Origin of the sequence: Pseudoalteromonas sp. DL2-H2.2 (genome assembly GCF_021532535.1) — a bacterium.
In the GTDB taxonomy this organism is placed as follows: Bacteria; Pseudomonadota; Gammaproteobacteria; order Enterobacterales; family Alteromonadaceae; genus Pseudoalteromonas; species Pseudoalteromonas rubra_A.
Genome location: NZ_JAKGBD010000017.1, coordinates 61,397 through 81,609, shown reverse-complemented (window position 1 = coordinate 81,609; position 20,213 = coordinate 61,397). Strand labels below are relative to the sequence as shown.

Genomic DNA, 20,213 nt, shown 5'->3' with positions numbered 1-20,213 from the left:
TTACACCGTTTTAAGTTTAAGGGTTACATCTTGAAAATGCTCTGGCTCGGCATCGGAGTACATGGCAACTGGGGTGCCGGTGACTGGTTGCTGGCTGTGGTCCCACATTACCTGGTAAACCGTGCCGCGTATGGTGATGGTAAAATCACTGAGTGTGCTCGTGGCATGCGCAAATAACGCCTTATATATAGTGGCGCTTTCCAGTTGGCTTTGGAGCGTAATGGGGCGGCCAACGGGGATGGCTGTTTTTTCAACATGGGGAGCGCCATTTAGCGCGCGTTCCGACTGCTCAGCAACAGCCTGATAGTTATATTCGTCTGTCCAGACGAACTGGTCTAATTGTGTTCCGTTAATTTCAATCATTGTACTAGGCTCAATGTCTCTAATTCATTCAGGACTTGTTCGGTGACATTGGCACTGATTTCTGCCTGGTTGCCACCTGGTAGAGACAGGTCGAGTTTGATGGTTTTGCCGCTGTGCTGGTTGGTTAGCAGCTGCACCAGGTTTTTAACGGCCGCAGCTAAATCGCCACTGCCAGATGATTGGGGTTGGTTAGTCTGGCGGAAGCTCTCTGGAGATTGGTAAATCCGGCTGTAGCGTATTGATGGTGGGGTCGTAACTGATGCTGGCGCAGCATCTTGCTGGGGCGCTTGCGGCGTTGCCGAGCTTTGGGCCGGAGCTTTCTTTAATGCGGCTTTTTGCTGCTTAATCAATTCGCCCAGGGCTATTCGCTGTTCTTGTTCCAGGTGATTTAGCTGGTTAAATATTTTGTTATAAATTGCATTGAGCTGATTGCGTGATTTAGCTCTTTTAATGTCGCGCTCAAATCGGGCATATTGTTGGTCCCTGAGCTGTGCGCTGTCCCGGCGGGCTTTCTCAGCCTGAACTTCTAGGCTCGTAAAATTGTACGCGCCTGGATTTTTTTCGTTGTAGTCAACAATGGTGTCAACGGTGGGCCGGTCGTCTCGATAGCTGCCTGAGTTGGATGACCCAGCGGACGACCTGGCGCTGACTTTCCAGTAGCTCTCCAGCTCGCCAGAGGCCATGCTGGCACTTTTGCCGACGTCTGTTAGCGCGCTTTGTTGGGCGCGCAGGCTATCAACGTGCTGCTGATTTGCCTGGGTTGCGGCTACGGTTGATTGCGTTCCTTTTTCAGTTGCGGCGGTGGCTGAATCTTGTGCCCCTTTGAAGTCGCCCAGCAATTCATTGACAACCCTAAGCAAGGCTTCAAGGCGCTCTTTTTGTTGATTGTATTCACTACCTGCAATCGCACTGCTTTGGTAACGGTTGTTCAGGGCCGTCAGTTGGTCAGTTAGCTTCGCATGCTCTTGTTGCAGCTGGCCTAATGTTGCTTGCTCATACTGTTGCACCTGGTTGAGGTCACGCGTTTGCTCAGTCAATCGCTGCTGTTGTGCAACCAGTGCGGTTTGCGCCTCAGCTTTTTGTTTTGCGGTTGCAGTGCTGCTGGCTAATACCCGCTGATTTGCAGTGATTGCCGCTTCCGTTTTCTTCAGTTCTCGCTGATAACGGTCAACGGCTTCACTGTTGGTATCAACAACCGGCTTTAACTCGTTAGCCTTTGCAATGAGTTTGTCTAGTTCTGTGGTTAAACCCAGTGCAGCAGCTGCAGCGTCTACAATGGCTGGCACTGTCTGGTCAGTGGCAGATGCCGCCTTCAGGGCTGCATCTGCCCATTTTAAAAAAGCAGCCTGCTGCATTGCAATCGGCTCATTGTTTTGCTGAAGGAGTTCGAATGCGCCTTGCAGCTCTGTGGCCGCTTTCTTCAGGGCGGTACTGCTTTCAAGACCAAGCTTTTTATATGCTTGTTCTACATCCCCGGCTAGGTAGGCTTGACGCTCCAGGCTCTCATTATGCGCTTCAAATCTGCCCTTTAGTTCGTCGATGAGTAAAATTTGTTGTGAGTATTCGTCTCCCGCGCCCTGTAGTGCAGTACGGGCAGATTCGAGTGACTGGATAAACCCATCCACACCATCACGCACGCCGTTGAGGCTTTGACTCTGAGACTCCAGCGTCTCAATCACCTTGAGTGCTTCAGGCACGGTTAGCTGTAAAAACTCAGCGCGCTGGCGTTCTGCTTCTGCTGCCTGTTTTGCTGCTTCGGCCAGTTCTTGTTGTTTTTTGGCCACACCTTCATAAATACCCAGCTGCTCATTCCAGGCAATGGTTCCGTTATCCAGGGCCGCTTCAAGCTCTTCCATATTCGTAACCAGTACACCCGTTTTCTCACTGATGGACTGGAACTCGGCAGCCAGCTCTGCGGCTGTCAGCTGAGCGGCCCGGCGGCTTTTTTCTACCTGGGTCTCAATGGTCAGGAGGTTGTTGTACTCAACACCCACATTAACCAGCTCATTTATGAGTGCTGTATAAAGACCGCCACGAACAATAAAGCCGAGTGCATTTCTCCATTTAGTGGTTGCCACCGTCGCGGCCTGGGTGGCAACGGTCGCAGATGTAATGGCTGTTTTATATGTGAAAAATGCGCGGGTGGCGGCAACAGCGCCCGACACTACGTTGCTGAAATATGAGCCTATCTTTAATGCCAGCCAGGCTTTGGCCACAAAGCCTATCTCTTCGCGGAATTCATACAGTGTTGTGATGGTGTTTTTGATGACCGTGCCTGCGTTGACGATGGCGTCACTGGCTGACTGCGCCCATTCCTGCAACCGGCCATCAGCGGCCATCTCGGCAAACTGGGTGTTCAGTTCGCTAATTTGCGTCTTGAGCCAGTCCATAGCGCCTGATTGGGCAACCAGATTATAGAATTGCTCAAGGTTGTCTTTGGCGTTGGACACCTGGCCACTGAACAGGGCCATTTGTGCGGCGGCACTTCCGGCGCTGGTACGGCCCATTTCATCGATGAGCTGTTTAATAACGTCACGGCCCAGCTTTCCTGCGCTGGCCAGCTTCTGGAGTTCTTCCACATTTTTGCCGGTGACGTTTTGCAGCATATCCCAGACCGGCACACCGCGTTCGACCAGCTGAAGGATCTCTTCACCTTGTAGCTTTTGTTTGGCCCAGGCTTGGCCCAGGGCAAGACTAATGCCTTCGACTTCCTGATAGCCGCCACCCAGTTTTAATGCACTGTCGGTGATGGCCTGAAGCGTGCCATCCATTGGGTCGAGGCCAAACGCTTTTAGTTTCACAAACGCCTGGCTAACTTCACCCAGTTGCAATGGGGTGTTTTTAGTAAACTGCGCAATCCACTGAGTGGCTTTTTCACCACCGGCAATGCTGCCCATGAGCCCGTTCATCTGAACGCCGAGCTTTTCGAATTTGTCGCCAGTTTCGAAGACTGAACGAACGGCCTGGCCAACCTGGTCTAGGCCGAAATATGCGGTAGCCAGTGCTGCCACTTTGCCAGCTATATTACTCAGGCTTGCGGCGTGTGCCTGTTGGGCTGCATTGCCCTGGCGTAAGTCCTGAGTGAATTGGTCTACCGACTTACCGGCTTTATTAAACTGGGCACCCAGCTCGCGCTTGGACACCTTGAGGTTATTAACATCTATGCCAGAGCGTCGCAGTTCCTGCTGTAGCGCCGCATGTTTTGTTGTTTGCCTGGTCAGCTCGTCACGCATCTCAGCCAGCGATTTTTCTGCCTGCTCAACCTTACGGCTTAGCTCGTCGGTTGGTTGGTTGGCACTTTTAGTTTCACGCCGAAACTCTTCCAGTGCTTGGGTGGCCGCTGCGGTTGCAATGGCCTGTTGGTCCAGTTCGGTTCTGGAGCGCTCAAAACTGCGGATCGCGTCTTGTTGGTCACCGAGTTTATCCAACTCGTTGGCCAAATCACCGGCTGTAGCACTGGTCTTTGTGGCTGAGGTGGTGGCGTTATCAAACTGGCTGGCTAACTGTTCAGTGGCCGGGGCAGCACTTTCAGCCGTTTGCTCAATATGTCGCAACTCAGTTACGAGCTGCTCAATATTCTGCTTGCCGGTTGCTTCAGCAACAACTCTGAGCGCTAACTGTAGTGTTTTATTTGCCATGCCATTTACTCAGTCTTAAAAGGTTTTTTAAATAGTGAAAAGGGGCCGAAGCCCCGGTCAGGAAACTCAGTTCTAAGCGCTGATCTCGTCTACCACAAACGGCGCATCTTTTCCGGCCTTAACCTTGGCGGTGCCTTCCAGTTCAGCGCCGATAAATTCGGTGCTGGCCAGGTCTAGTTCTGAGGTGGGTGACATTGAAACGTCGTGGATTTCAAACTCCACTTGTTTACCGTTGGCCAGGTTGGTGCCTTCACCAAATAGGCGTAATCGAGACTGGGATTTCAGTCCGCCTTTGATGCGTTTACCACTGCGTGCATTGTATTGGCCGGTAAAAGTGATTGCGCCACCGGAATCAACAGCGCCACCTGGTATTGCTCTGATAAGCCCAAGTGCAAAGTTGAGTTCATAATCCGTGCCCAGAGTCAGGGACGTTGCGCCTTGCTTCACATCCAGTCCGGCATCTGCAAAGTTCTTTTGCCCAATCTCCACCCATTTATGATCAGCGGGCAATGTGACTGGTTCATCAGTCAATTGACCACTGGCATCATTGATAGTCGCAACTTCCCCCATCAGGGCCAGTGCAACCAGTTCCGCCGGTTGGTCGTCAAATGCCCAGCTGATACTTGTGGGCTTAGCAATCCGAACGTCATCCAGAGCCTGACCATAGTCGGCCTTTTTGTTAGATGTACGCACCTTTGATTCTGCTTCGGCTTTAATGGCCAGTTTGGTGGTGTTGATTGGGCCAATGACGTCGCCGTCAGGCTGGCCATTGGCACTTAAACGCTGAACAAATACATTGCCAGCAATTAGATAACCGTCACTCATTATCGGTTTCCTCTCATTCTCATTTGACAGGTAAAAGCTAAGGGATAGAACCCAAAGCCACTTGTGTATCTCGGTTTGATTGGGGTGTTTACGCGTTGCCAGGGACCCGCCGGGCCGGTCATTTTGCCTGCCACCGCGCGAATGGTTGCCGCCAGGTTCTGGCCAGCAGATTTACTGCCTTTGCGTTCGGCCAGGATGACTAACCAGGTTTGCTTTAGCTGAACATTCGCACCAGCATGGGCCGTTTCCGCCAGCTGGTCGCCGAAGTAGAGGTAGAACAGACACGGTGTGTGTGCGGGTTTGTCTATCTCTGCCAGGTCATTCACATGCTGCACATGCCTAATACCCGTTACAGCGCTCAGGGCTTTGTCCAGCAATGGGCCCGCAGCCAGGTAGTCATCACTGATCTCAAACATCAGATGAACCCCGTTGACTTGTTGCGCGCGAATACGCTACCCGCCGACTCAATATGTGCGGTGTCGTTGGTTTCGGCTTTGTTGCCAGTCTGGTCGATACCCAAAGACACCTTGCCCTGGTTAACGGACTGCAAGAACTTGATGGCATCCTGGTAACGCTGCTGAATGTGCTCCGGTGCGCCATCACCACTTAAAAAGTACCGTGCAATGTCACAGCAAATGCGTGTGAGCGCTTGCGGTACAGTGCTCAGCGGCAACTGATATCGGCCAGCAAGATAGGCGTTCATTTCGGCGCTGGCGTCAGCAAGTGATTGCATTAGGACTGTGAGATCAACTTCACCTGGTGCGCTGTTCTCGCGCTCCGTGAGCAAAATCAAATCCTGGTCGTTAAACCGGGTTTTCATATCGTCGGTGGTTGCGTACATGCGTATTACTCCGCGTCTACAACATGTTTTTGATACCAGGACCAGGCATCATCACGTTGCTGAGCAGTCGGCTTTTGCTCACCGTCAACGCCATCCACCTCAAACGCCAAATCATCCACAGTAGGCTTTTTGGACGGCTTCAGTTCGTGAATAGCTGCGATGATGTGCGCCAGTTCGTCTGGGGCGTTGCTCAGGTCCAGTTTTATAGTGCTGCCCACACCTCCTGGCTCCAGGTGTGGTGTCGCATTTGCACCTTCATCCGGCGGCATAATTTGCACTGAGAGGCGTGAGTCTGCTTTAAGAGCTTCAAGCTGTGACTCAGTGACCTGGTGTTTGTTCTCTCCACGCGTGAGGGTAATGCCAGCGCGGCGATAGCCGTCCGGTTGCTGAGAGACGATACACACAAGCTGAATAGGTTGATTAGCCATTTCATTTTCCATCCTGTTGAGTAATGGCCCGTGCCGGGCCATGGGGTTTATAGGTAGTCAGCCACAAGCAGAGTCAGGCGGCCTTTGAGTTCGTTGGAGCTGTTGGAGTCCAGCTCTCGTTCGAGCAGTTTGGTGGCTACATCTTCCAGTTCGGGCGGCACCACAAGTGTGGTGGGTCGAATGCCTAGCTTGCGGCCACCATCGGCTTTGAACGTGCGCATTTTCTTGATGGCATCCCACAGGTTGTCTGCGGTCAATGCACGCTTGTTACCAAATGCCAGCTGCCAGAAGCTAAACCCAGCGGCATCCCGGCAGTCCACGCCATAGCGGAACTCCTTGCTGGTAAATACCGCTTCATCATCCGATTTGGTCATGCTGACAAATTGCGGTTTTTTACGTTCCTGGAAAATGATGGGCTTGAGCACTTTAGATGTGTCCAGGACATACCAGGCAGGCCCGGAATACGCGCCATCGGTGGCCATGTTGGCCACACTTTCAGCTGTGCCTGTTCCGTCTGCATTTGGGTAAACAGGGTGGTCGGTATCAAAGTAATTTTGCCCGTCATAGCAGAGAGTACTGAAGCCAGCTTCCAATAGCGGAAAGCACATCTCGTCAGGGTGAATAGCCGCAGAGCGACCCATTTCTTGCATCAGTGGTGCATAAACGCCCAGTTCGTCATCTTCGATGTCATTGCGATCAACGCTGACTGTGGCTTCAAAGTCATCATTTACAATGCTGTAGCCATGAGCTTTCATAGACTGAACATCGCGAGAGCCAACCCACTGTTTAAGTCTGGGGAACTTGCCAAGCCAGCCGTATGTATTGCTCTTAGTGGTTGACTTAATCACAGTGGCAATTGCTGAAAATTGTGGCTTGGCTTCGCTCAGGCCATCCTGGAAGTTCTTTTTAAAGCCGGTTTGCAGGCTAGTGAGTATTGCAGGGGTAACAATGGCCATGGTTATTCATCCTTCAGTTTTGCGTAATCGACATAGCTGATCCCTAACTGGTCAGCCGCGTATTTGTCTTCAGTCGTCAGCGCTGCGACGCCTGTTTGCTTACCATCCGACAGTTTGGTTTGGGTGGTTTGCTGGGCAGTCAGAGCGGCAATGGGTGATCGCGCGTCCAGGTTTGCCTTTAGGGCGGCAAAGCCTTTTTGATTAGCGAGCGCTTTTAAATGGTCTTCTTCAGCAGCGATGATGCGGCCGTCTTTGCGTGCTTCTTCTATGGCCTGGTCTACACTCAGGCCATCATTTTGGCTTCTCAGGGCCGCCAGTTCCTGTTGATAGCCTTGTGCGACTTCAATAGGCACATACTTTTCAAGGTCAACTTCGCCACCAGGCTTTGCTTTCAGAGCGGCAACTTGCTCATTGGCCTTTGTCAGCTGAGTGTTGACTGCATCAACTTGCTCAGCTTTGGTCTTAAGGGCTGCGACGCCTGTCGTCGCCTGGGTGTAGTGTGCATCGGTGATGGTGTCGCCATCAGCAACGGTGATACCCAGCGCGGTAAGCAACTTTTGTGCTTCGTTCATGGGGGTTACTCCTGTGTCGGATTGAGCTTTAAGGGCGATCACTTTGTCCATGCCATCGACAGCGGGTTCGTTGGTTAAGGCAAAGTGACGTAATTTAACGGGGCGGCCGGTTTGTTTGTTGTAATGGAAAACAGGACTGACATAGCGATACTCATCACCTTTGAGCATGTCGGCGGCTCTCTTTGTCCATTGCACATCGAGGGCATAAAGTCCCTCACCTGGCACATATTCAAGGGCCGTAGCTGTAAACCAGCCACTGGCAGGGGCTGGTTGGCCGTTATCTTCTGTCTTTAAGGTTTGATGTTCGTAGTCGAAGTGAAAGTCATTTTTACGTTGTCTGGCAAAAGCCATTAACGTTTGAAACGCTATGTCATCTAGTAGCCAGTAGCCTGTCGGTACGTCTTCAGGTCGGCCATCGTGTGCTTTAAACTGTCCGTCTGGCATGAGCTGAACACGCGGGCTTCTGCCTTGGTCATCAATAGTGATGTTTTCCAGACTGCAAACTGCGATGCCCAGGTTGCCTTCAGTACTTGCCGAAAGCACAGCTAGTGAGTTCACATCTGTGTGCAACAGTCCTGGGTTATGTGCGTGTGTTTTTTTGGGGTGCATATTCTGGCATCAGTGACAAATCTTGATGCCAGTATGTAGGTTAGGTCTGAGGGAGTATTTTAAACTGGTTTATAACTCTAGGCGACAGAATCAATTAGCGGTTTAGGGTAATTGTTAGTCTCATTTGAGATATTACTTATCCATGCTTGGCTTAAAGCTGTAGAGATATGCTTTTCATTCAAGCTCGAAAAATTATCAGCATCACTTTTAGCAGTATCTTTGTCGTTATCTTGTCCGACATTATAGATACAAGCTGAGAAAACTCTCTGTAGTAGGACAATAGCAGTGTGCCCCCGGCATATCCTAGCAATCGCTTTTTTGTCTGATGCATCTACAGCTGGTTTTATTTGATCATACTTAGAGAATAATTTAGCTGCTAGAGGTTCAGTGTTTGTTACGCATAGCTGAAGGGTATCGCCTTGGAATTTGAAATTTTGCCACTTAATTATTGAACATGGATATGTGAACTTGATTCCAGCATCCTTGGCTGCAAGAGTTATTGCCGCAACTATATTCAAAGCTTGTGATAGAACTACCGATAGTTTGGTGAGAGCTTCTTTTTTGTGTTGCGTATGCGCTAGGAAGCTAAAACCGACGTTAATGATTTCAGGGTTTAGAAAGTAGTTTTCCAGTGAATGTCCAATTGTCCAGTTTAAGTTGTAATCACTCTCGTGCTCATCCATTAAGTCTTCGATTTTGTCTCCAATCTCAAATTTATAAAACTCTCTATCACATAAGTAATACAAGTTGCTATATGCACTCTGGTTTTTGCATTTTTCATGAATCTTCATGATCTTCGCTTTGTTATTTTTTCTTGTAACCGGACAGTCACCAATTAGGTTTGTAGCAGTTTCGACCTTAATACGAGCATTGACTTTCAAAGTGTCTAGAAGGTTGGACAAGTACACCTTATCATGAGGGCCTTCAACGAGTATGCGCACTTTTCTACTCATCTTTACTTTGGTTATATAGGTGCCTACATCTACTTTGTTCCCTTGCACGCTCATCACACGTTTTCCTCATCATCAGAATTGAAGTTATCACCTTCAAATTCAATGAAATCAGGTGCAATTTCTTTCATATATTCATCAAAGTCAGCAGCGATTGATGGAGAGTGAGTGCATACAATTATCTGTCTGTTGCCTAATTGTTCCATCATCTTTTCAAGTAAATCTTCTTGCCAGTCGATATGTAGTGATATTTCTGGTTCGTCAATTAATACCGTAGAGAAACCACTCATTCTATTTACAGCGTACAGCATGGTAAGGAGCTGCCTTTCTCCTGACGACATAACCTTAATATTGCTCCAGCTACCATCTGGGAACTTTAATCCAACTGTTGGCCTGCGTCGTTCCTTTGATAGTTCATATGACAGCTCTTTATTTTCTAAGAAGAAATTAACAACCTCAAGGTATGAATTTACAGCCAGAAAAGCTTCTTCTTGATACATTACTTTTTCTTTTAAGGCATCTCTATATACCTCAAGTGCACCTGAAACAGAAGTTTCTGACAGTGTAGGAATTGTCTGAATTAGCTCCCTGAGGCGTTCATAAACATCACCGTACTCCTGATAGTCACCGAACTTGTTGTTCGTGGATTCTTTTGTCAATGTAGAAATTTCTTTCAACAGCTCTGTTGGGTTTGAATCATTGTCTTTTCCAGTTAACAAAGCAGAAAAAACACCAATAAACGAACTTGAGAAAATAGAGTTTTCATAACGGCCTATGCTCACCTGGCAGCTAATAATTTCATCTACAAGCTTTTTCTCTATTTCTAATGGTGATGGGTAGTTAATTCTGGGAAGGAATTGTCCAAATAGCTCTCTAGCAAATGTTGTAGCATCTTCTACCGCGTATTTACCCATCGAACGATTTTCGCGCTTTCTCGAACTCCATGCTTCCAGCAATGTTCTAAAAGCAGGGAAGTATGATGCTGATATCTGGTTTAGATTATTTTTAGTGACAAACTTTTTAACTTTGTCACTAAGTCTAGAGGCGGGCTCATCAGAAAAAAGCTCTAATTGCTGATCCTTTGCTGACTCCATGGCGTCGCGCATAGAAAACTTCAAAGTTGAATCATTTTCAGGTACGTGAACTTGTATTACTCCACCGCGATAACCTGATTCGCTTGATGTAACATTGCGAGAAATCAAGATAGTAGGGCTATTCGAGTAGACTATTTTTATATTCGCGAATTCGATAAAGGCAAATCTAATGAAGTCGCAATTTGCGAGGTTAGAAATGATGTGTATGAGAGTGGTTTTGCCTGTACCGTTTTGACCATAGAGAATGTTAAGAGTTTGATTGAACTCAACAGTTAAGTCATATCGTTTATGAATACCTTTAAGTTCGATCATTTTTATATAGTTTTTGTTTGGTTCTTCTTTGACGTGAGGTAAATCCGAAAGAGCACCTGCAAGATCTATAATTTTATCCATATCGCACCTTATGTGATTGGCAGAGGGCCATCTAAATTTCAATCCGTAATTCTGTAAGAATATTACATTTATATACTTAAACTGGGAAGAGGTAGAAAATTGGTCATTTAGAAACGTTTCGAAACGGGTTTAAAGAGCGTATCTACCATCACAACACCCAACGGTAGCCACTGAGCTGGTCAAAGCGCGTCACAGGGCGCTGACGGCGTTTTTAGTTTTCGAGCAAAAACGACTCCAGTACGGCCAATATGTCGCTTTCATCTTCCTGGCTTACGCCCAGGTATTCACGTTGGGGAATGGCTGCTGGTCCTGGTGCCATATCTGGCAGGCCACCGAAGTTGTGGATAGCGGCATAGGGTTTGTTGCTGCCAATCTCTGCCCAGAGTTTGCCGCTGTCTGCGGCAATGCTGGCAGCCAGGCCGCCCGCGCTGACCTGGAGCATTTGACCGCCAACGCGCTTGGGGTTGTTCTTCAGGTAGTTTTCGCTCAGTGCTGGCCAGGCTTCGCCCGTCACAGGGCTGCGTTCTTCAGCAAACGCGTCTTCTGTTGCACCTTCCATGATTGCGGCTATCTCATTCATGGGGTCGCTCAGGTCGTTAAATTTGTCGGCTATTTCGGCCAGCACCTGGGCGGCGTCGCCCTGGGTTAATACGGATATTGTTGACACGCTCACCTCATGGACTAATTTTAAATGGATGTCTTGGCATCATCCCTTGATATGGCCAGCGTTATGCTGGCTTTTTTGTTCCGCTTGTTTAATAATCAGTATTGGCGGTAGTGTACCCCGATAGGTAAGGGGCTGTGTTGCAGTGATGTGAGTTCGATTCTCACCCTACCGCCACACTTCATACAACCCACCGGCAACACTTTGATTAATAGCTGCACTGTCTACCTTCAGCGCATTAATGACTGTATCCAGGTCAATCCCTTTACCCTTATAGCGCACAACCACCTTGATGGACTGTTCCCCCTGAGCAACGACAAATAGCACCTCATTGCGGGCTGGCTCCCAGTAAACACGCGTGTCGGGGTTGTTTATCCAGGCGCTCAGCTGGGTGTACTCACTTAAACTTAAAACACTGTTATTGTCCTGATGTTTTTCACTATGCGCATGCGCCAGGGCTTTTTCGGACAGTACCAGGGTTCGCGCAGGGTCAATGCCTTTATCCAGTAGTCGCTGGTTTATGTCATCACTTAAAAAGGTCACAACGGTTTTATGGTCTGCTCGTGGGCCGTTTGCCTTCAGGCCCGCTTTGTCCTGGGCCCGCCTTGCAGCCTGAAAGCGCTCGATGCGCTCAATACTTTTGCGAGTCCAGCCTTCAAACGCCTTGTGCCTGGCCTCACTATTATTCAATGCCTGGATGGTTTCAGCGCGTAACTGGGCATCCTCCACCTTACCCAGCTTTTGAGCAACAGCCATATCTGTACCAAACGCTGATTGTCCTGGTGAATAGGCCCAGCCTATGTCTGGTGTCATTACGTCACCACCGGGCAGATTTACGCGAGCATGCGGTACAGTTTTAACCTCGCCAGACTCGCGGCTGGTAATCTCCGCATCAAATGGTTGCACGTAGTTGCTGCCATCCTCAACGGTCAGGCCACGTGCCTTAACTTGTGCCTCTGTCAGTGCCCGGACGCGGCAACGACAGCCCCAGCCATTGGGTGGATATATGGTTTGCCAGATAGGATCGTCGAACCTAAATACCCGGCCATTGAGGCGTTTATGCTCTGGTCGTGTTTGCCCGTCATCAATGGCCACATACTGCCAGTATGGGTGGGTTTTGGCGCGGGCCAGCAGGCGACGATAGCGCCCGGCCATGTAGGCGGTTTGTACATTGGTGCGGTAAATGGTGTTCAGCCTGTAAGGGCTGCCGAGCTGTATTTCATCGCCTTGCTCGTTCTTGGTTTTGCCCCACCAACCTAGTTTTTGCAGCTCAGGGGTGAGTTGGTCGCGGAATTGTTTAGGCGTCAGGCCATCGGCTATGGCGGCATCCACCTTTTTACGAATGGCGCTAAGCACATCCATAGAGCTGGCACGGGCTACGGTAAAAGCTCGTGCGTGTGCATCCAGCAGCATATCGTGCCATTCGTCCGAAATTTGATAGCCTTTAGAGCGAAAATAGGCCACCGCATCCGTCGGTGATTTGTCGAATGCGATAGATAACGACGCGCCTTTACTCATTGATCATGCCCCACAGTTCACTCACGAATATCAACCTGGTTAGTAGCTCGGTCAGGCTGTCCTGGTCCAGTGCGGGGTATAACTCAGCCAGCTCTATGGCGGCCAGTTCCTCGCTCTGGTTGAGTTTGTCCAGGAGCGGCTGAAGCGTAGCCTTGTATTCCTCCCGCATATTGCCACTGGTAATGGCATCCAGTGCCGTGTCCAGTTCCTGCTGCGCGGTGCGATCTTTAAATTCAGTGGTAAGTGCTGCGACTGAGGTAGTTAGTGCAGCCTGACTGGCTCCGGGGATCTCTTCTTTTGGCAATTCCAGTACATCTTCACCATCTTTTGGTACAGGGATATTCAGGCGCTCATGCACCCACGATTTCGGCACTTGCACACCCAGACTGACTAGGCTGCGCAGAGGATACGCCAGATCGCGCATAGCATCTGTTGTTGAGGTATCAAACTCAAACCGGGGCAAACGCCGGTTGCCGCTGTAGCTTTTACCGTTTAGTGCGTACATGGGGTAGAGAATATCCCGGTTAACGGTTTGCTCTATCTGGTGCAAATCGCTGGCGGTAATGTCCTGCTTAACCTCATTGTGTACATTACCCAATGCGTTCGTGCTGCTCTTGCCATCGGCCTGAGTGGTTAATGTACCGCCCAGGATAGTTTTGGACTGGGTTAGCTCACACCATCGGATCATGGCCTCAAACGGATCTGATTGACCCTGCGCAGCATTTTGAAAATCTATGTCCATCCCTCTGGGTATGATCCCGCCAGCGTTGTGGCCAATTGCCATAACTGCACGCAGCAACGTCGCCTTTTCATCGTCGCTGGCACCACTGGGGTATTTGCCTAACCTGAGTGGTAGCCCGTAAATCTCCAGGAACTCCGCCAGGTCTCGTACAGAGTAGTTCTTAAACACGAATGGCCAGGCTAATACGGATAACAACCCGATACGATGTACATAGCCGGATTTACTTTTATGAATGTGCATGGCCCAGCCGAAAGGATTCAGCGATACGCCATCGTTTGAGTTGTCATTCAGTACCAAGTGATTGTGATTGTCCGGGTGTGTTTTAAACAAATTCTGATCGCGGAACTCATAGCCGGTAATAATTTGCTGCTTTTCTACGTAATCCCATTGCAGTTCATTGGGACTAAAGCCCTTTAAAATCGCATCACTGAAGTCAAAAAGCAGATCATAAAACCAGGTTGCATCATCAATGATCTCTGCCAGCATATCAGCATCGCGCTTTTCAGCTGCACTCGCGTTCCTGGGCGGCTTAACAGTAAAGTCCAGACCAATGATAGCGCGTCGTCGCTTGCCCAGTTCACACGTAATGTGGCCGTCTTTGTCTTCCATGTCTTTGGCCAGGTCGGCCATTGCGGCCAGGTTCCCTTCTTGTGCTTCTTTTAGCAGAGATGCCAGTTTGGCTGGCGTTAGCCCCTGAGTGGGGTGCTCTGCAAATTCTTTGAGCTTTGCAGCAACCTGGCTATTTTGTTCGGTCTGAAACTCTCCGCTGTTCTTAAAGGTCAACGGATCGCCGTTAATATCAACTATGGCCATACATACTCCTACCAGCAGCCAGCGCCCTGATAAGCGCCTAAATCTTCATAAATTGCATCACTGCCAGAACTGTTTTTATCTGGCAAAGGGGTAAACTCAATTGCGCTGCCTTCCATCCAGGCGGCGCGAATAGCCATCGCCAGGCCCACCGCAAAGTCACCGTGTCTTTGTCTTCCATCGCTGCCCTTATCGCTGCCTTTATCAATTTTCGGGGTGCCGTTGCGAACAGAGATCTTTTGCAGGTCGTCCAGTACGTCCTGGTGTTTAGGGATGGTGATATTACGGTCTTCAAACTCTGCTTTAAGTTTTGGCATCCACTCGCGATACCAGGGATCATTCAGCATCACCTGGTCTACCATTTCGGTGCCAAAGTGCAATGCTGCCGCTTCCGCGAGATACCCGCCATTACCGGTGGCATCAAATGCCAGTCCCTGAAGGCGCGGCAATCTGGTGGCCAGGTGCAGCATCACAGCCCGCTGCATGTCGTAAGTCAGGTTGGTCAGTTCAACTAAAAATGGCACGCGCTTCGACAGGTCGCGGGATATTTCAAGCGGTACGAATACGGTTAAGTCTCCCCGGCGGGCAAAGTCTTCACCAAAGCTATGGTTCAGGCTGGTATCCAGCTGCGTTAGCAAGGGGTCTAACTGTTCCTGGCAAAACGCATCTATCTCTGCGCGTTGCGCCAGTTCGCTCCAGGACATAAAGTCGTCTGCGGCAATGTAGCGCACAATGGGTATGTCTTTGCTCATGGCCATTTCAATCAGTGCGCGGGGTACGTAATTACCGCCACCTTGTTTGGGCTCGCAAAAATACTCTTCTCGTGCATCCGCTTCGCTGGCCGTGTCTTTCAGTAAGTCTTCAATCCACTGGTCTTCCTGTTCCTGGCTCCAGGGCTTTTTCTTAATCTGACAAATACGCTGGTAAAGACCTTCGCGGCAGGCATCCAAAATAGTGATGGTGTGCACGGAATAGCGCTTTTTGCCAGCGCGGCTGTCTTTAATGAGTTCATTGAATAAATTGTCTACGCCATTATGCGTTGAGATCAGCCGTACTTTTGACCCCCACATAGTCAGTGCCAGGGCGGCTTTTAGCACCTCAGCTAAGCGCTCGTGAAACGCCGCCTCGTCAATGGTCACATTGCCTTGCATACCCCGTAAGTTCGAAGGGTTTGAACTTAGCGCCTGGATCTTAAACCCCGAGCTGAAGTAAATAACGAACGTTAAGATCTCCTTGTCTTCATCTCTCAGCACTTCTTCACTGACCTGAGATGCGGCCTTGTTAAATGACTTGGCCCACATGGCTGCTGCGTCAATAAACTCTCTTGCCATCTCTTTGTTAGAACCCACATAAAAGTGGTTACAGCCGTTGTCACTGCGGGCCGTAGCTGCGCATAAAACCGCATCGGCAGCCTCTGCCCAGGTCAAACCGGTCCGCCTGCTTTTTTCTGCGATTTTGAGCACCGATTCATCGGCAATCCAGCGCTTCTGGTATCCCAGTAAAACTTCATCTGGATTGAATAAAGACAGCTCAGCGGATACCTGTTCAACCATGCTATTAGTTTGAATCACTAGACAATCCCCAAAATTGATTTCTTGATTTCAGATACTGATTCCGCCGTCATACCGGCCTTAACCGCCGATTCTTCAGCTTTGGCCGCAGCCTCTTCAGCAAATGCTTTGCGGATCTCCTGTTCACGCTTGTGATTGCGAGACGCGGCAGATTCAAGCCTTTGAACAGCCAGCATGGCTTCTTTGATGGTGTCCAGGTCAACCGCAGCATCAGATTCAGGGTTCAACATTTGCTGCTGCATCGCTTTGAAAAGCTGAGTCCGGGCCATTTCAAGTATTAGCTTGGTTACTTCGCCGGTTGGCTTGTCTCCCAGCTCTGCGGTTAGTGCAACCGTTGCTGCGCGTGTTTCACGCAGGTGCTTAGCAATGGCCTCATGTTTTTGTGCATGTCTGCTCAGGCCCGAGCGGCTGATTGTCGCTTCTTCATCTAATCCGGCTTCCAGAATAAGGCCGTTAATAGCAATCAAAATGTCCGCCTGACTATTGCCGCTGTCGCGTAGCATTTCATCCAGCTTCTTTTTGATTTCGTCCGGCAACTCATCAATTTTGCTGGGCTTACCCCGGCGCACTGAATCGCTCATAGTGCGCTCCGGGGGCCGGGGCGTTTGATGCCTGGCACTACGCTCACACCTTCGGCTACATCAATGCCTGAACGTGTGATTTTGGCAATCCAGGTGTTTTCAGTGAGTCTTTCTAAAGAGACATAGCCATTTTGCTCAAGCCAGTTAAGCAACGTCTTCAACTGGTCCTGGCTACAGCCCAAAGCAAACTGAGCTAATATGTCAGATAACATGCTGGTATTGGCTCCGTAGTCCGGGGACTCATTCAGAGCAATGAGAATGGTTAGCCGCTGGTGTTCGGCTTGTACTTGTGTAATAGGCATTTTTATTTACTCCGGGTTAGTGTTAGATTCAATGCTTCTTCAATTGGCAGGCTGCACTGTTCGCAACGTAATAGGGCATAGTTAGTTATGCCGCTCTTGAAGTCTGTGGTTGTTACTGCCTGAATTTCAGCCATAGACTCTATTGTTTGGTCCTGCTCTGTAAGTACCGTGATGTTTGAACCACATGAACAAGCGCTATGAATCACTGCCATTTCTGGTTCCCCTTAGTTCGTTTTCCATTAATAAATCGGTAATGCGCTTCAGGTCTCCCAGTTGAGGCGACAGCACATCTATTTTTCCGCCAACTTCAATCAGACGTTTATCCAGTTCGTGCAGATCATCAGAACTGGGTAGTTCCTTAACGGTTTGCTCAATGGTGTTTACACGCTTGACCAGATCGTCATGTGCTTTTTTGCGGACAAAGGTAGAAGCGAACCAAGCTAAGGCAGCTGCACCAATTACGGAGCCCCCAAGTGCCAATGCCCATTTCCACCATTCGGTAATGAATAGATCCATCAGGATTTCCTGTAGTGTTTGGCCATGCCTTCTTGCCTGGTCTGGCAGTCAACGCACAATTTGCAGCGGTGGATAGCGGCGCGGCGCTCGGGTGGAATTTCAACACCGCATTCCAGGCAGTGCCGAAAGTCCACGTCCTCGCCCACAAAATGGGCGCGGTTTTCATTGAGGGCGCGTTCTAATTCCTGATCACGGATCACTTGTGCCTTATCAGCTATGTCCATGCTCTGGGCCTCCATACGCGCGGCCTGTTAGTGAGCTAAGGTAATCACTGGCCAGTGTGGTAAAGCAGCGTTCAGTCACTTGGGCCAGGCGATTGAACCAGCCGTTTAGATTGATCCGTTGCGTCGGGTCATCCAGGCAAATGCCGGAGTACAACCGGCTGCGTTCTGCCAGTAGTTCAGTGATAAGTTGGCTGGGCATTTTTCCCAGCACCGCTTTTAAGGTCAGTGAGCCAAACAGGCCATCAATAGCTGCGTTTACGGTGCTTTGTACCATGCGGGTCATACCATCAACGCCATGCTGAACAGCGCCGTCGAGCAGCATTAATGCCAGTCCCGAGGGTACATGGTCGCATTGCATCGGCTCCCAGTAATCACGGTAGTAAAGGCGCACCGCTTTGGTTAGATCCAGGTTTCGTATGTCCAGGCGAGGATAGGCTTTTTGGCTAATTCCATATTTAGTAAGGCCACCACGATCACTGGCATGGTTGTTCAGACCACCGTCACGACGAAAAGCCCCTTCATGGTGCAAAATAGTCAGTATGCAGTCGGCGAACTTAGGTGAGTAGTTTGATAAAGCGGCGGCTACGTCTGGCTGCTGCTTTATTCTTTCAAGGTTAGGAAATTGCATTGGGCACTCCGGAAAACAAGGTGTTTGTGACAGAGTGCCGGGGTCGTGGCTGAGTGTATTTTAAACTAGATTAAGAAAGCAGCGGGTTGCTAATGGGGTGTTATACCCAATTGGGGCGGTAGTCCTGTCTGAGTGTAACCGGATTGGGCCAGAAAATTCTATTTGTCTAAAAATAAAGCTGAAAAAGTCAAAATATTTTGCAAAACCCTTTGGCAAAGGCTATACAACGGATTAACCAAGGTGTTATATTTTGGTTAATGGATTTTGGTAGTGTAATGAGAAGTATCAAGGAACGGCTGCTAGCCTTCCTGTTATGAATTTTTTAATCAGCTTTAAAAAATTCTATCCACAAAAGTGGTATTCTTAAAGCTCCACATCCAAAGGAGTATACCCATGAAAAAGTTTAAGCATAAAAACGATGGTTCTCGAGTTTTAAGCCAAGGTATCGCGAAGGTAGTAGCAGCTGGCAATGGTAGTGGTAATGACCCAATTACCCAGGCAAGAGCTGCGTATATAGATGACTACCTCAATGCCCCAAAAGTAAAAATCTCGAATCCATAGCTTGTTCGGGGAGCGTTGGAACGCCCCCGATTTGGAAAAGGGATCACTGATGTTTTCAAACTATTCTGAACTGCTAAATGAATTGAACACCTACCTATGGGTAGCGACTGTGTGTTTTCCAATTTTAGTTTTTTTAATTGGCGCAGGTAGCCGCTCATATTTTATTGGTGCTGTCGTGTGGTGCGTTTCTCAATTCATCAGCCTCAAGATTGAAGGTCCGCTTTGGGAAATTGCTAAGAAGCACGATATAGTCCTTTGGTTTGGCACCTATGCCACTATCGATGCGTTATGTGTAACTTTGATCTTTTTATTGCATAACAAGTTAAAGCTAAAAGTTGGTTACGAAGCTTTTAGTATTGCTTTGTGCCTGGCATTCGTTTGCTTTAGTCAAATCGCACGTTATACAGATGGTGTCATATTGCAGACTAAGGTGTTGGGAACGTTTTATAAAGTAGCCATAAACACAGGGAATTTAGCGAGTGCGGTTGTGTTGTCACTACCACTCATTATGGCTCTATTGAAAAAGGTGAAAGGTCACCTTGAGCGTGTGAAGGTGAACTAGGATGCTTACTGTAATTTACTTTATCTACTTTGCTGTTTTAATCATGTGGGTTTTCTTTATGTTGTTCCGCATATGCACAATCAAAGAAGAACCCGCCTTTGATCATACTTCAATGAGCCAAGAAGAATGTCCTAATAATGTTGTGAAGCTCAATACACTGAGTGAAAGGAAAGAACTCATTGAGAGTGGAGAGTTGCTTTTGCAAAGTGAGCTAATGACGGATTTGGCATTTGAAGGGTTAAGTGAAGATGCGATTCTCAAGATAAACATTCGGTTCAGAAAAGCAAGAGCGAAGAACTTAGCAAATCTGATAAAGCTCGGTATTCTTGATCCTCAAACAGAAAAGTCAAAATTGAAAAAATCCAAGTAGTAGTAACTACTTGGCCTTAATTAATTCTGCGATCTCCGTCACCGTACTTGACGTAATTTCGCCAGTCAATTCTGCCCGCATGATGATTTCTGCTGCTCTAACGATAGTTCCATAATGTTTGACTGCATCTAGACCATTTACAACGCTTTCATTACCCCGAAGCTCATAAACTGTTTTAATGGCTTCCCCCGTCGCTTTTGCTGCTGCTTCAACGGCATAGTCAATATCCACATTTGAAACCGAGACACTAGACAAAGTAGCTCTCTGGCCTGTCAACACGAACATGCAGTCGAAGCCTAGTTCACTTAGGGAGGCCAATTTATCTGAAGGGATTGGCGTAGAAGACTCCCATCGGCCAATCTGCTTAGATGACATTTCCAAAAAATTAGCCACATCACTCTGTTTTAAATTCAAACGCTTACGCTCTGCCTTTAAATTAAAACAGACTTTTATGTCTGTTCCTGTTGATTCATCGGACATATATGTCTACTATTT

The 20,213-nt window shown here is 48.7% G+C and carries 24 protein-coding genes; 3 read left to right on the top strand and 21 right to left on the bottom strand.

The annotated features are described in order from the left end of the window. From L1285_RS21050 to L1285_RS20955, 20 genes are all read right to left on the bottom strand, one after another. Complete coding sequence (locus L1285_RS21050; protein WP_235414203.1) at positions 1 to 363, bottom strand: hypothetical protein; 363 nt, start codon at positions 361 to 363, stop codon at positions 1 to 3. After that, positions 360 to 4,001, bottom strand: coding sequence for a tape measure protein (locus L1285_RS21045; RefSeq protein ID WP_235414202.1), 3,642 nt, complete (start codon positions 3,999 to 4,001; stop codon positions 360 to 362). Before L1285_RS21045 ends, L1285_RS21050 begins: the two co-directional genes overlap by 4 nt. 72 nt (positions 4,002 to 4,073) lie before the next feature. Beyond that, positions 4,074 to 4,826: a hypothetical protein gene (locus L1285_RS21040; protein ID WP_235414201.1), complete on the bottom strand. Its 753-nt coding sequence runs from the start codon at positions 4,824 to 4,826 to the stop codon at positions 4,074 to 4,076. Continuing rightward, positions 4,826 to 5,242 carry a phage tail terminator protein gene (locus tag L1285_RS21035; protein WP_235414200.1) on the bottom strand — a complete coding sequence of 139 codons (417 nt, stop codon included), beginning with the start codon at positions 5,240 to 5,242 and terminating at the stop codon, positions 4,826 to 4,828. Before L1285_RS21035 ends, L1285_RS21040 begins: the two co-directional genes overlap by 1 nt. Further along, a complete protein-coding gene (locus L1285_RS21030; protein WP_235414199.1) occupies positions 5,242 to 5,667 on the bottom strand; it encodes a gp436 family protein in 426 nt (141 codons plus the stop codon). Before L1285_RS21030 ends, L1285_RS21035 begins: the two co-directional genes overlap by 1 nt. A gap of 5 nt (positions 5,668 to 5,672) precedes the next feature. After that, complete coding sequence (locus L1285_RS21025; protein WP_235414198.1) at positions 5,673 to 6,095, bottom strand: HI1506-related protein; 423 nt, start codon at positions 6,093 to 6,095, stop codon at positions 5,673 to 5,675. 47 nt (positions 6,096 to 6,142) lie between these two features. Next, positions 6,143 to 7,051 carry a Mu-like prophage major head subunit gpT family protein gene (locus L1285_RS21020; protein ID WP_235414197.1) on the bottom strand — a complete coding sequence of 303 codons (909 nt, stop codon included), beginning with the start codon at positions 7,049 to 7,051 and terminating at the stop codon, positions 6,143 to 6,145. 2 nt (positions 7,052 to 7,053) lie between these two features. Then, a complete protein-coding gene (locus tag L1285_RS21015; RefSeq protein ID WP_235414196.1) occupies positions 7,054 to 8,232 on the bottom strand; it encodes a phage protease in 1,179 nt (392 codons plus the stop codon). Positions 8,233 to 8,309: 77 nt separating this feature from the next. Next, positions 8,310 to 9,242: a hypothetical protein gene (locus tag L1285_RS21010; RefSeq protein WP_235414195.1), complete on the bottom strand. Its 933-nt coding sequence runs from the start codon at positions 9,240 to 9,242 to the stop codon at positions 8,310 to 8,312. Next, on the bottom strand, positions 9,239 to 10,669 hold the full coding sequence (locus L1285_RS21005; protein WP_235414194.1) for an AAA family ATPase: 1,431 nt from the start codon (positions 10,667 to 10,669) through the stop codon (positions 9,239 to 9,241). Before L1285_RS21005 ends, L1285_RS21010 begins: the two co-directional genes overlap by 4 nt. A gap of 211 nt (positions 10,670 to 10,880) precedes the next feature. Continuing rightward, complete coding sequence (locus tag L1285_RS21000) at positions 10,881 to 11,336, bottom strand: phage virion morphogenesis protein (RefSeq protein WP_235414193.1); 456 nt, start codon at positions 11,334 to 11,336, stop codon at positions 10,881 to 10,883. 165 nt (positions 11,337 to 11,501) lie between these two features. Beyond that, a complete protein-coding gene (locus L1285_RS20995) occupies positions 11,502 to 12,851 on the bottom strand; it encodes a phage head morphogenesis protein (RefSeq protein WP_235414192.1) in 1,350 nt (449 codons plus the stop codon). After that, positions 12,844 to 14,406 (bottom strand): DUF935 domain-containing protein, encoded by a 1,563-nt coding sequence (locus L1285_RS20990; RefSeq protein ID WP_235414191.1) that lies wholly within the window; start codon positions 14,404 to 14,406, stop codon positions 12,844 to 12,846. The genes L1285_RS20995 and L1285_RS20990 overlap by 8 nt, the downstream gene beginning before the upstream one ends. A gap of 8 nt (positions 14,407 to 14,414) precedes the next feature. Then, complete coding sequence (locus L1285_RS20985) at positions 14,415 to 15,974, bottom strand: terminase large subunit domain-containing protein (RefSeq protein ID WP_442960528.1); 1,560 nt, start codon at positions 15,972 to 15,974, stop codon at positions 14,415 to 14,417. Beyond that, positions 15,974 to 16,555, bottom strand: coding sequence for a DUF3486 family protein (locus L1285_RS20980; RefSeq protein ID WP_235414190.1), 582 nt, complete (start codon positions 16,553 to 16,555; stop codon positions 15,974 to 15,976). The genes L1285_RS20985 and L1285_RS20980 overlap by 1 nt, the downstream gene beginning before the upstream one ends. Continuing rightward, the gene (locus L1285_RS20975; protein WP_235414189.1) at positions 16,552 to 16,857 is read right to left on the bottom strand and encodes a VpaChn25_0724 family phage protein; all 306 of its coding nucleotides are present in this window, start codon (positions 16,855 to 16,857) and stop codon (positions 16,552 to 16,554) included. Before L1285_RS20975 ends, L1285_RS20980 begins: the two co-directional genes overlap by 4 nt. A gap of 2 nt (positions 16,858 to 16,859) precedes the next feature. Beyond that, the gene (locus tag L1285_RS20970; RefSeq protein WP_235414188.1) at positions 16,860 to 17,069 is read right to left on the bottom strand and encodes a hypothetical protein; all 210 of its coding nucleotides are present in this window, start codon (positions 17,067 to 17,069) and stop codon (positions 16,860 to 16,862) included. Then, positions 17,053 to 17,373 (bottom strand): DUF2730 family protein, encoded by a 321-nt coding sequence (locus L1285_RS20965; RefSeq protein ID WP_235414187.1) that lies wholly within the window; start codon positions 17,371 to 17,373, stop codon positions 17,053 to 17,055. The genes L1285_RS20970 and L1285_RS20965 overlap by 17 nt, the downstream gene beginning before the upstream one ends. After that, the gene (locus tag L1285_RS20960) at positions 17,373 to 17,597 is read right to left on the bottom strand and encodes a TraR/DksA C4-type zinc finger protein (RefSeq protein WP_235414186.1); all 225 of its coding nucleotides are present in this window, start codon (positions 17,595 to 17,597) and stop codon (positions 17,373 to 17,375) included. Before L1285_RS20960 ends, L1285_RS20965 begins: the two co-directional genes overlap by 1 nt. Next, positions 17,584 to 18,225, bottom strand: coding sequence for a glycoside hydrolase family 108 protein (locus tag L1285_RS20955; protein ID WP_235414185.1), 642 nt, complete (start codon positions 18,223 to 18,225; stop codon positions 17,584 to 17,586). The genes L1285_RS20960 and L1285_RS20955 overlap by 14 nt, the downstream gene beginning before the upstream one ends. A gap of 393 nt (positions 18,226 to 18,618) precedes the next feature. On the opposite strand from L1285_RS20955, the gene L1285_RS20950 reads away from it, so the two are divergent. Genes L1285_RS20950 through L1285_RS20940 form a run of 3 tightly spaced genes read left to right on the top strand, consistent with a single transcriptional unit; the run spans position 18,619 to position 19,718 of the window. Beyond that, positions 18,619 to 18,786: a hypothetical protein gene (locus tag L1285_RS20950; protein WP_235414184.1), complete on the top strand. Its 168-nt coding sequence runs from the start codon at positions 18,619 to 18,621 to the stop codon at positions 18,784 to 18,786. A 49-nt stretch (positions 18,787 to 18,835) separates the two neighbouring features. Beyond that, positions 18,836 to 19,348 (top strand): hypothetical protein, encoded by a 513-nt coding sequence (locus L1285_RS20945; RefSeq protein WP_235414183.1) that lies wholly within the window; start codon positions 18,836 to 18,838, stop codon positions 19,346 to 19,348. 1 nt (position 19,349) lies between these two features. After that, positions 19,350 to 19,718 carry a hypothetical protein gene (locus L1285_RS20940; protein ID WP_235414182.1) on the top strand — a complete coding sequence of 123 codons (369 nt, stop codon included), beginning with the start codon at positions 19,350 to 19,352 and terminating at the stop codon, positions 19,716 to 19,718. Between the two features lie 6 nt (positions 19,719 to 19,724). On the opposite strand, the gene L1285_RS20935 is transcribed toward L1285_RS20940, so the two are convergent. Beyond that, positions 19,725 to 20,198, bottom strand: a complete 474-nt coding sequence (locus L1285_RS20935) for a helix-turn-helix transcriptional regulator (protein WP_235414181.1) — start codon at positions 20,196 to 20,198, stop codon at positions 19,725 to 19,727. Between the last annotated feature and the right edge of the window lie 15 nt (positions 20,199 to 20,213).

Coding starts and splice junctions, on each gene's coding strand:
- L1285_RS20990 (WP_235414191.1), bottom strand. CDS start 14,406: ATGGCCATAGTTGATATTAACGGCGATCCGTTGACCTTTAAGAACAGC.
- L1285_RS20965 (WP_235414187.1), bottom strand. CDS start 17,373: ATGGATCTATTCATTACCGAATGGTGGAAATGGGCATTGGCACTTGGG.
- L1285_RS21050 (WP_235414203.1), bottom strand. CDS start 363: ATGATTGAAATTAACGGAACACAATTAGACCAGTTCGTCTGGACAGAC.
- L1285_RS21045 (WP_235414202.1), bottom strand. CDS start 4,001: ATGGCAAATAAAACACTACAGTTAGCGCTCAGAGTTGTTGCTGAAGCA.
- L1285_RS21015 (WP_235414196.1), bottom strand. CDS start 8,232: ATGCACCCCAAAAAAACACACGCACATAACCCAGGACTGTTGCACACA.
- L1285_RS21025 (WP_235414198.1), bottom strand. CDS start 6,095: ATGGCTAATCAACCTATTCAGCTTGTGTGTATCGTCTCTCAGCAACCG.
- L1285_RS21020 (WP_235414197.1), bottom strand. CDS start 7,051: ATGGCCATTGTTACCCCTGCAATACTCACTAGCCTGCAAACCGGCTTT.
- L1285_RS21035 (WP_235414200.1), bottom strand. CDS start 5,242: ATGTTTGAGATCAGTGATGACTACCTGGCTGCGGGCCCATTGCTGGAC.
- L1285_RS21005 (WP_235414194.1), bottom strand. CDS start 10,669: ATGGATAAAATTATAGATCTTGCAGGTGCTCTTTCGGATTTACCTCAC.
- L1285_RS21030 (WP_235414199.1), bottom strand. CDS start 5,667: ATGTACGCAACCACCGACGATATGAAAACCCGGTTTAACGACCAGGAT.
- L1285_RS20970 (WP_235414188.1), bottom strand. CDS start 17,069: ATGGCAGTGATTCATAGCGCTTGTTCATGTGGTTCAAACATCACGGTA.
- L1285_RS20940 (WP_235414182.1), top strand. CDS start 19,350: ATGCTTACTGTAATTTACTTTATCTACTTTGCTGTTTTAATCATGTGG.
- L1285_RS21040 (WP_235414201.1), bottom strand. CDS start 4,826: ATGAGTGACGGTTATCTAATTGCTGGCAATGTATTTGTTCAGCGTTTA.
- L1285_RS20955 (WP_235414185.1), bottom strand. CDS start 18,225: ATGCAATTTCCTAACCTTGAAAGAATAAAGCAGCAGCCAGACGTAGCC.
- L1285_RS20980 (WP_235414190.1), bottom strand. CDS start 16,555: ATGAGCGATTCAGTGCGCCGGGGTAAGCCCAGCAAAATTGATGAGTTG.
- L1285_RS20995 (WP_235414192.1), bottom strand. CDS start 12,851: ATGAGTAAAGGCGCGTCGTTATCTATCGCATTCGACAAATCACCGACG.
- L1285_RS20945 (WP_235414183.1), top strand. CDS start 18,836: ATGTTTTCAAACTATTCTGAACTGCTAAATGAATTGAACACCTACCTA.
- L1285_RS20935 (WP_235414181.1), bottom strand. CDS start 20,198: ATGTCCGATGAATCAACAGGAACAGACATAAAAGTCTGTTTTAATTTA.
- L1285_RS20960 (WP_235414186.1), bottom strand. CDS start 17,597: ATGGACATAGCTGATAAGGCACAAGTGATCCGTGATCAGGAATTAGAA.
- L1285_RS20975 (WP_235414189.1), bottom strand. CDS start 16,857: ATGCCTATTACACAAGTACAAGCCGAACACCAGCGGCTAACCATTCTC.
- L1285_RS20950 (WP_235414184.1), top strand. CDS start 18,619: ATGAAAAAGTTTAAGCATAAAAACGATGGTTCTCGAGTTTTAAGCCAA.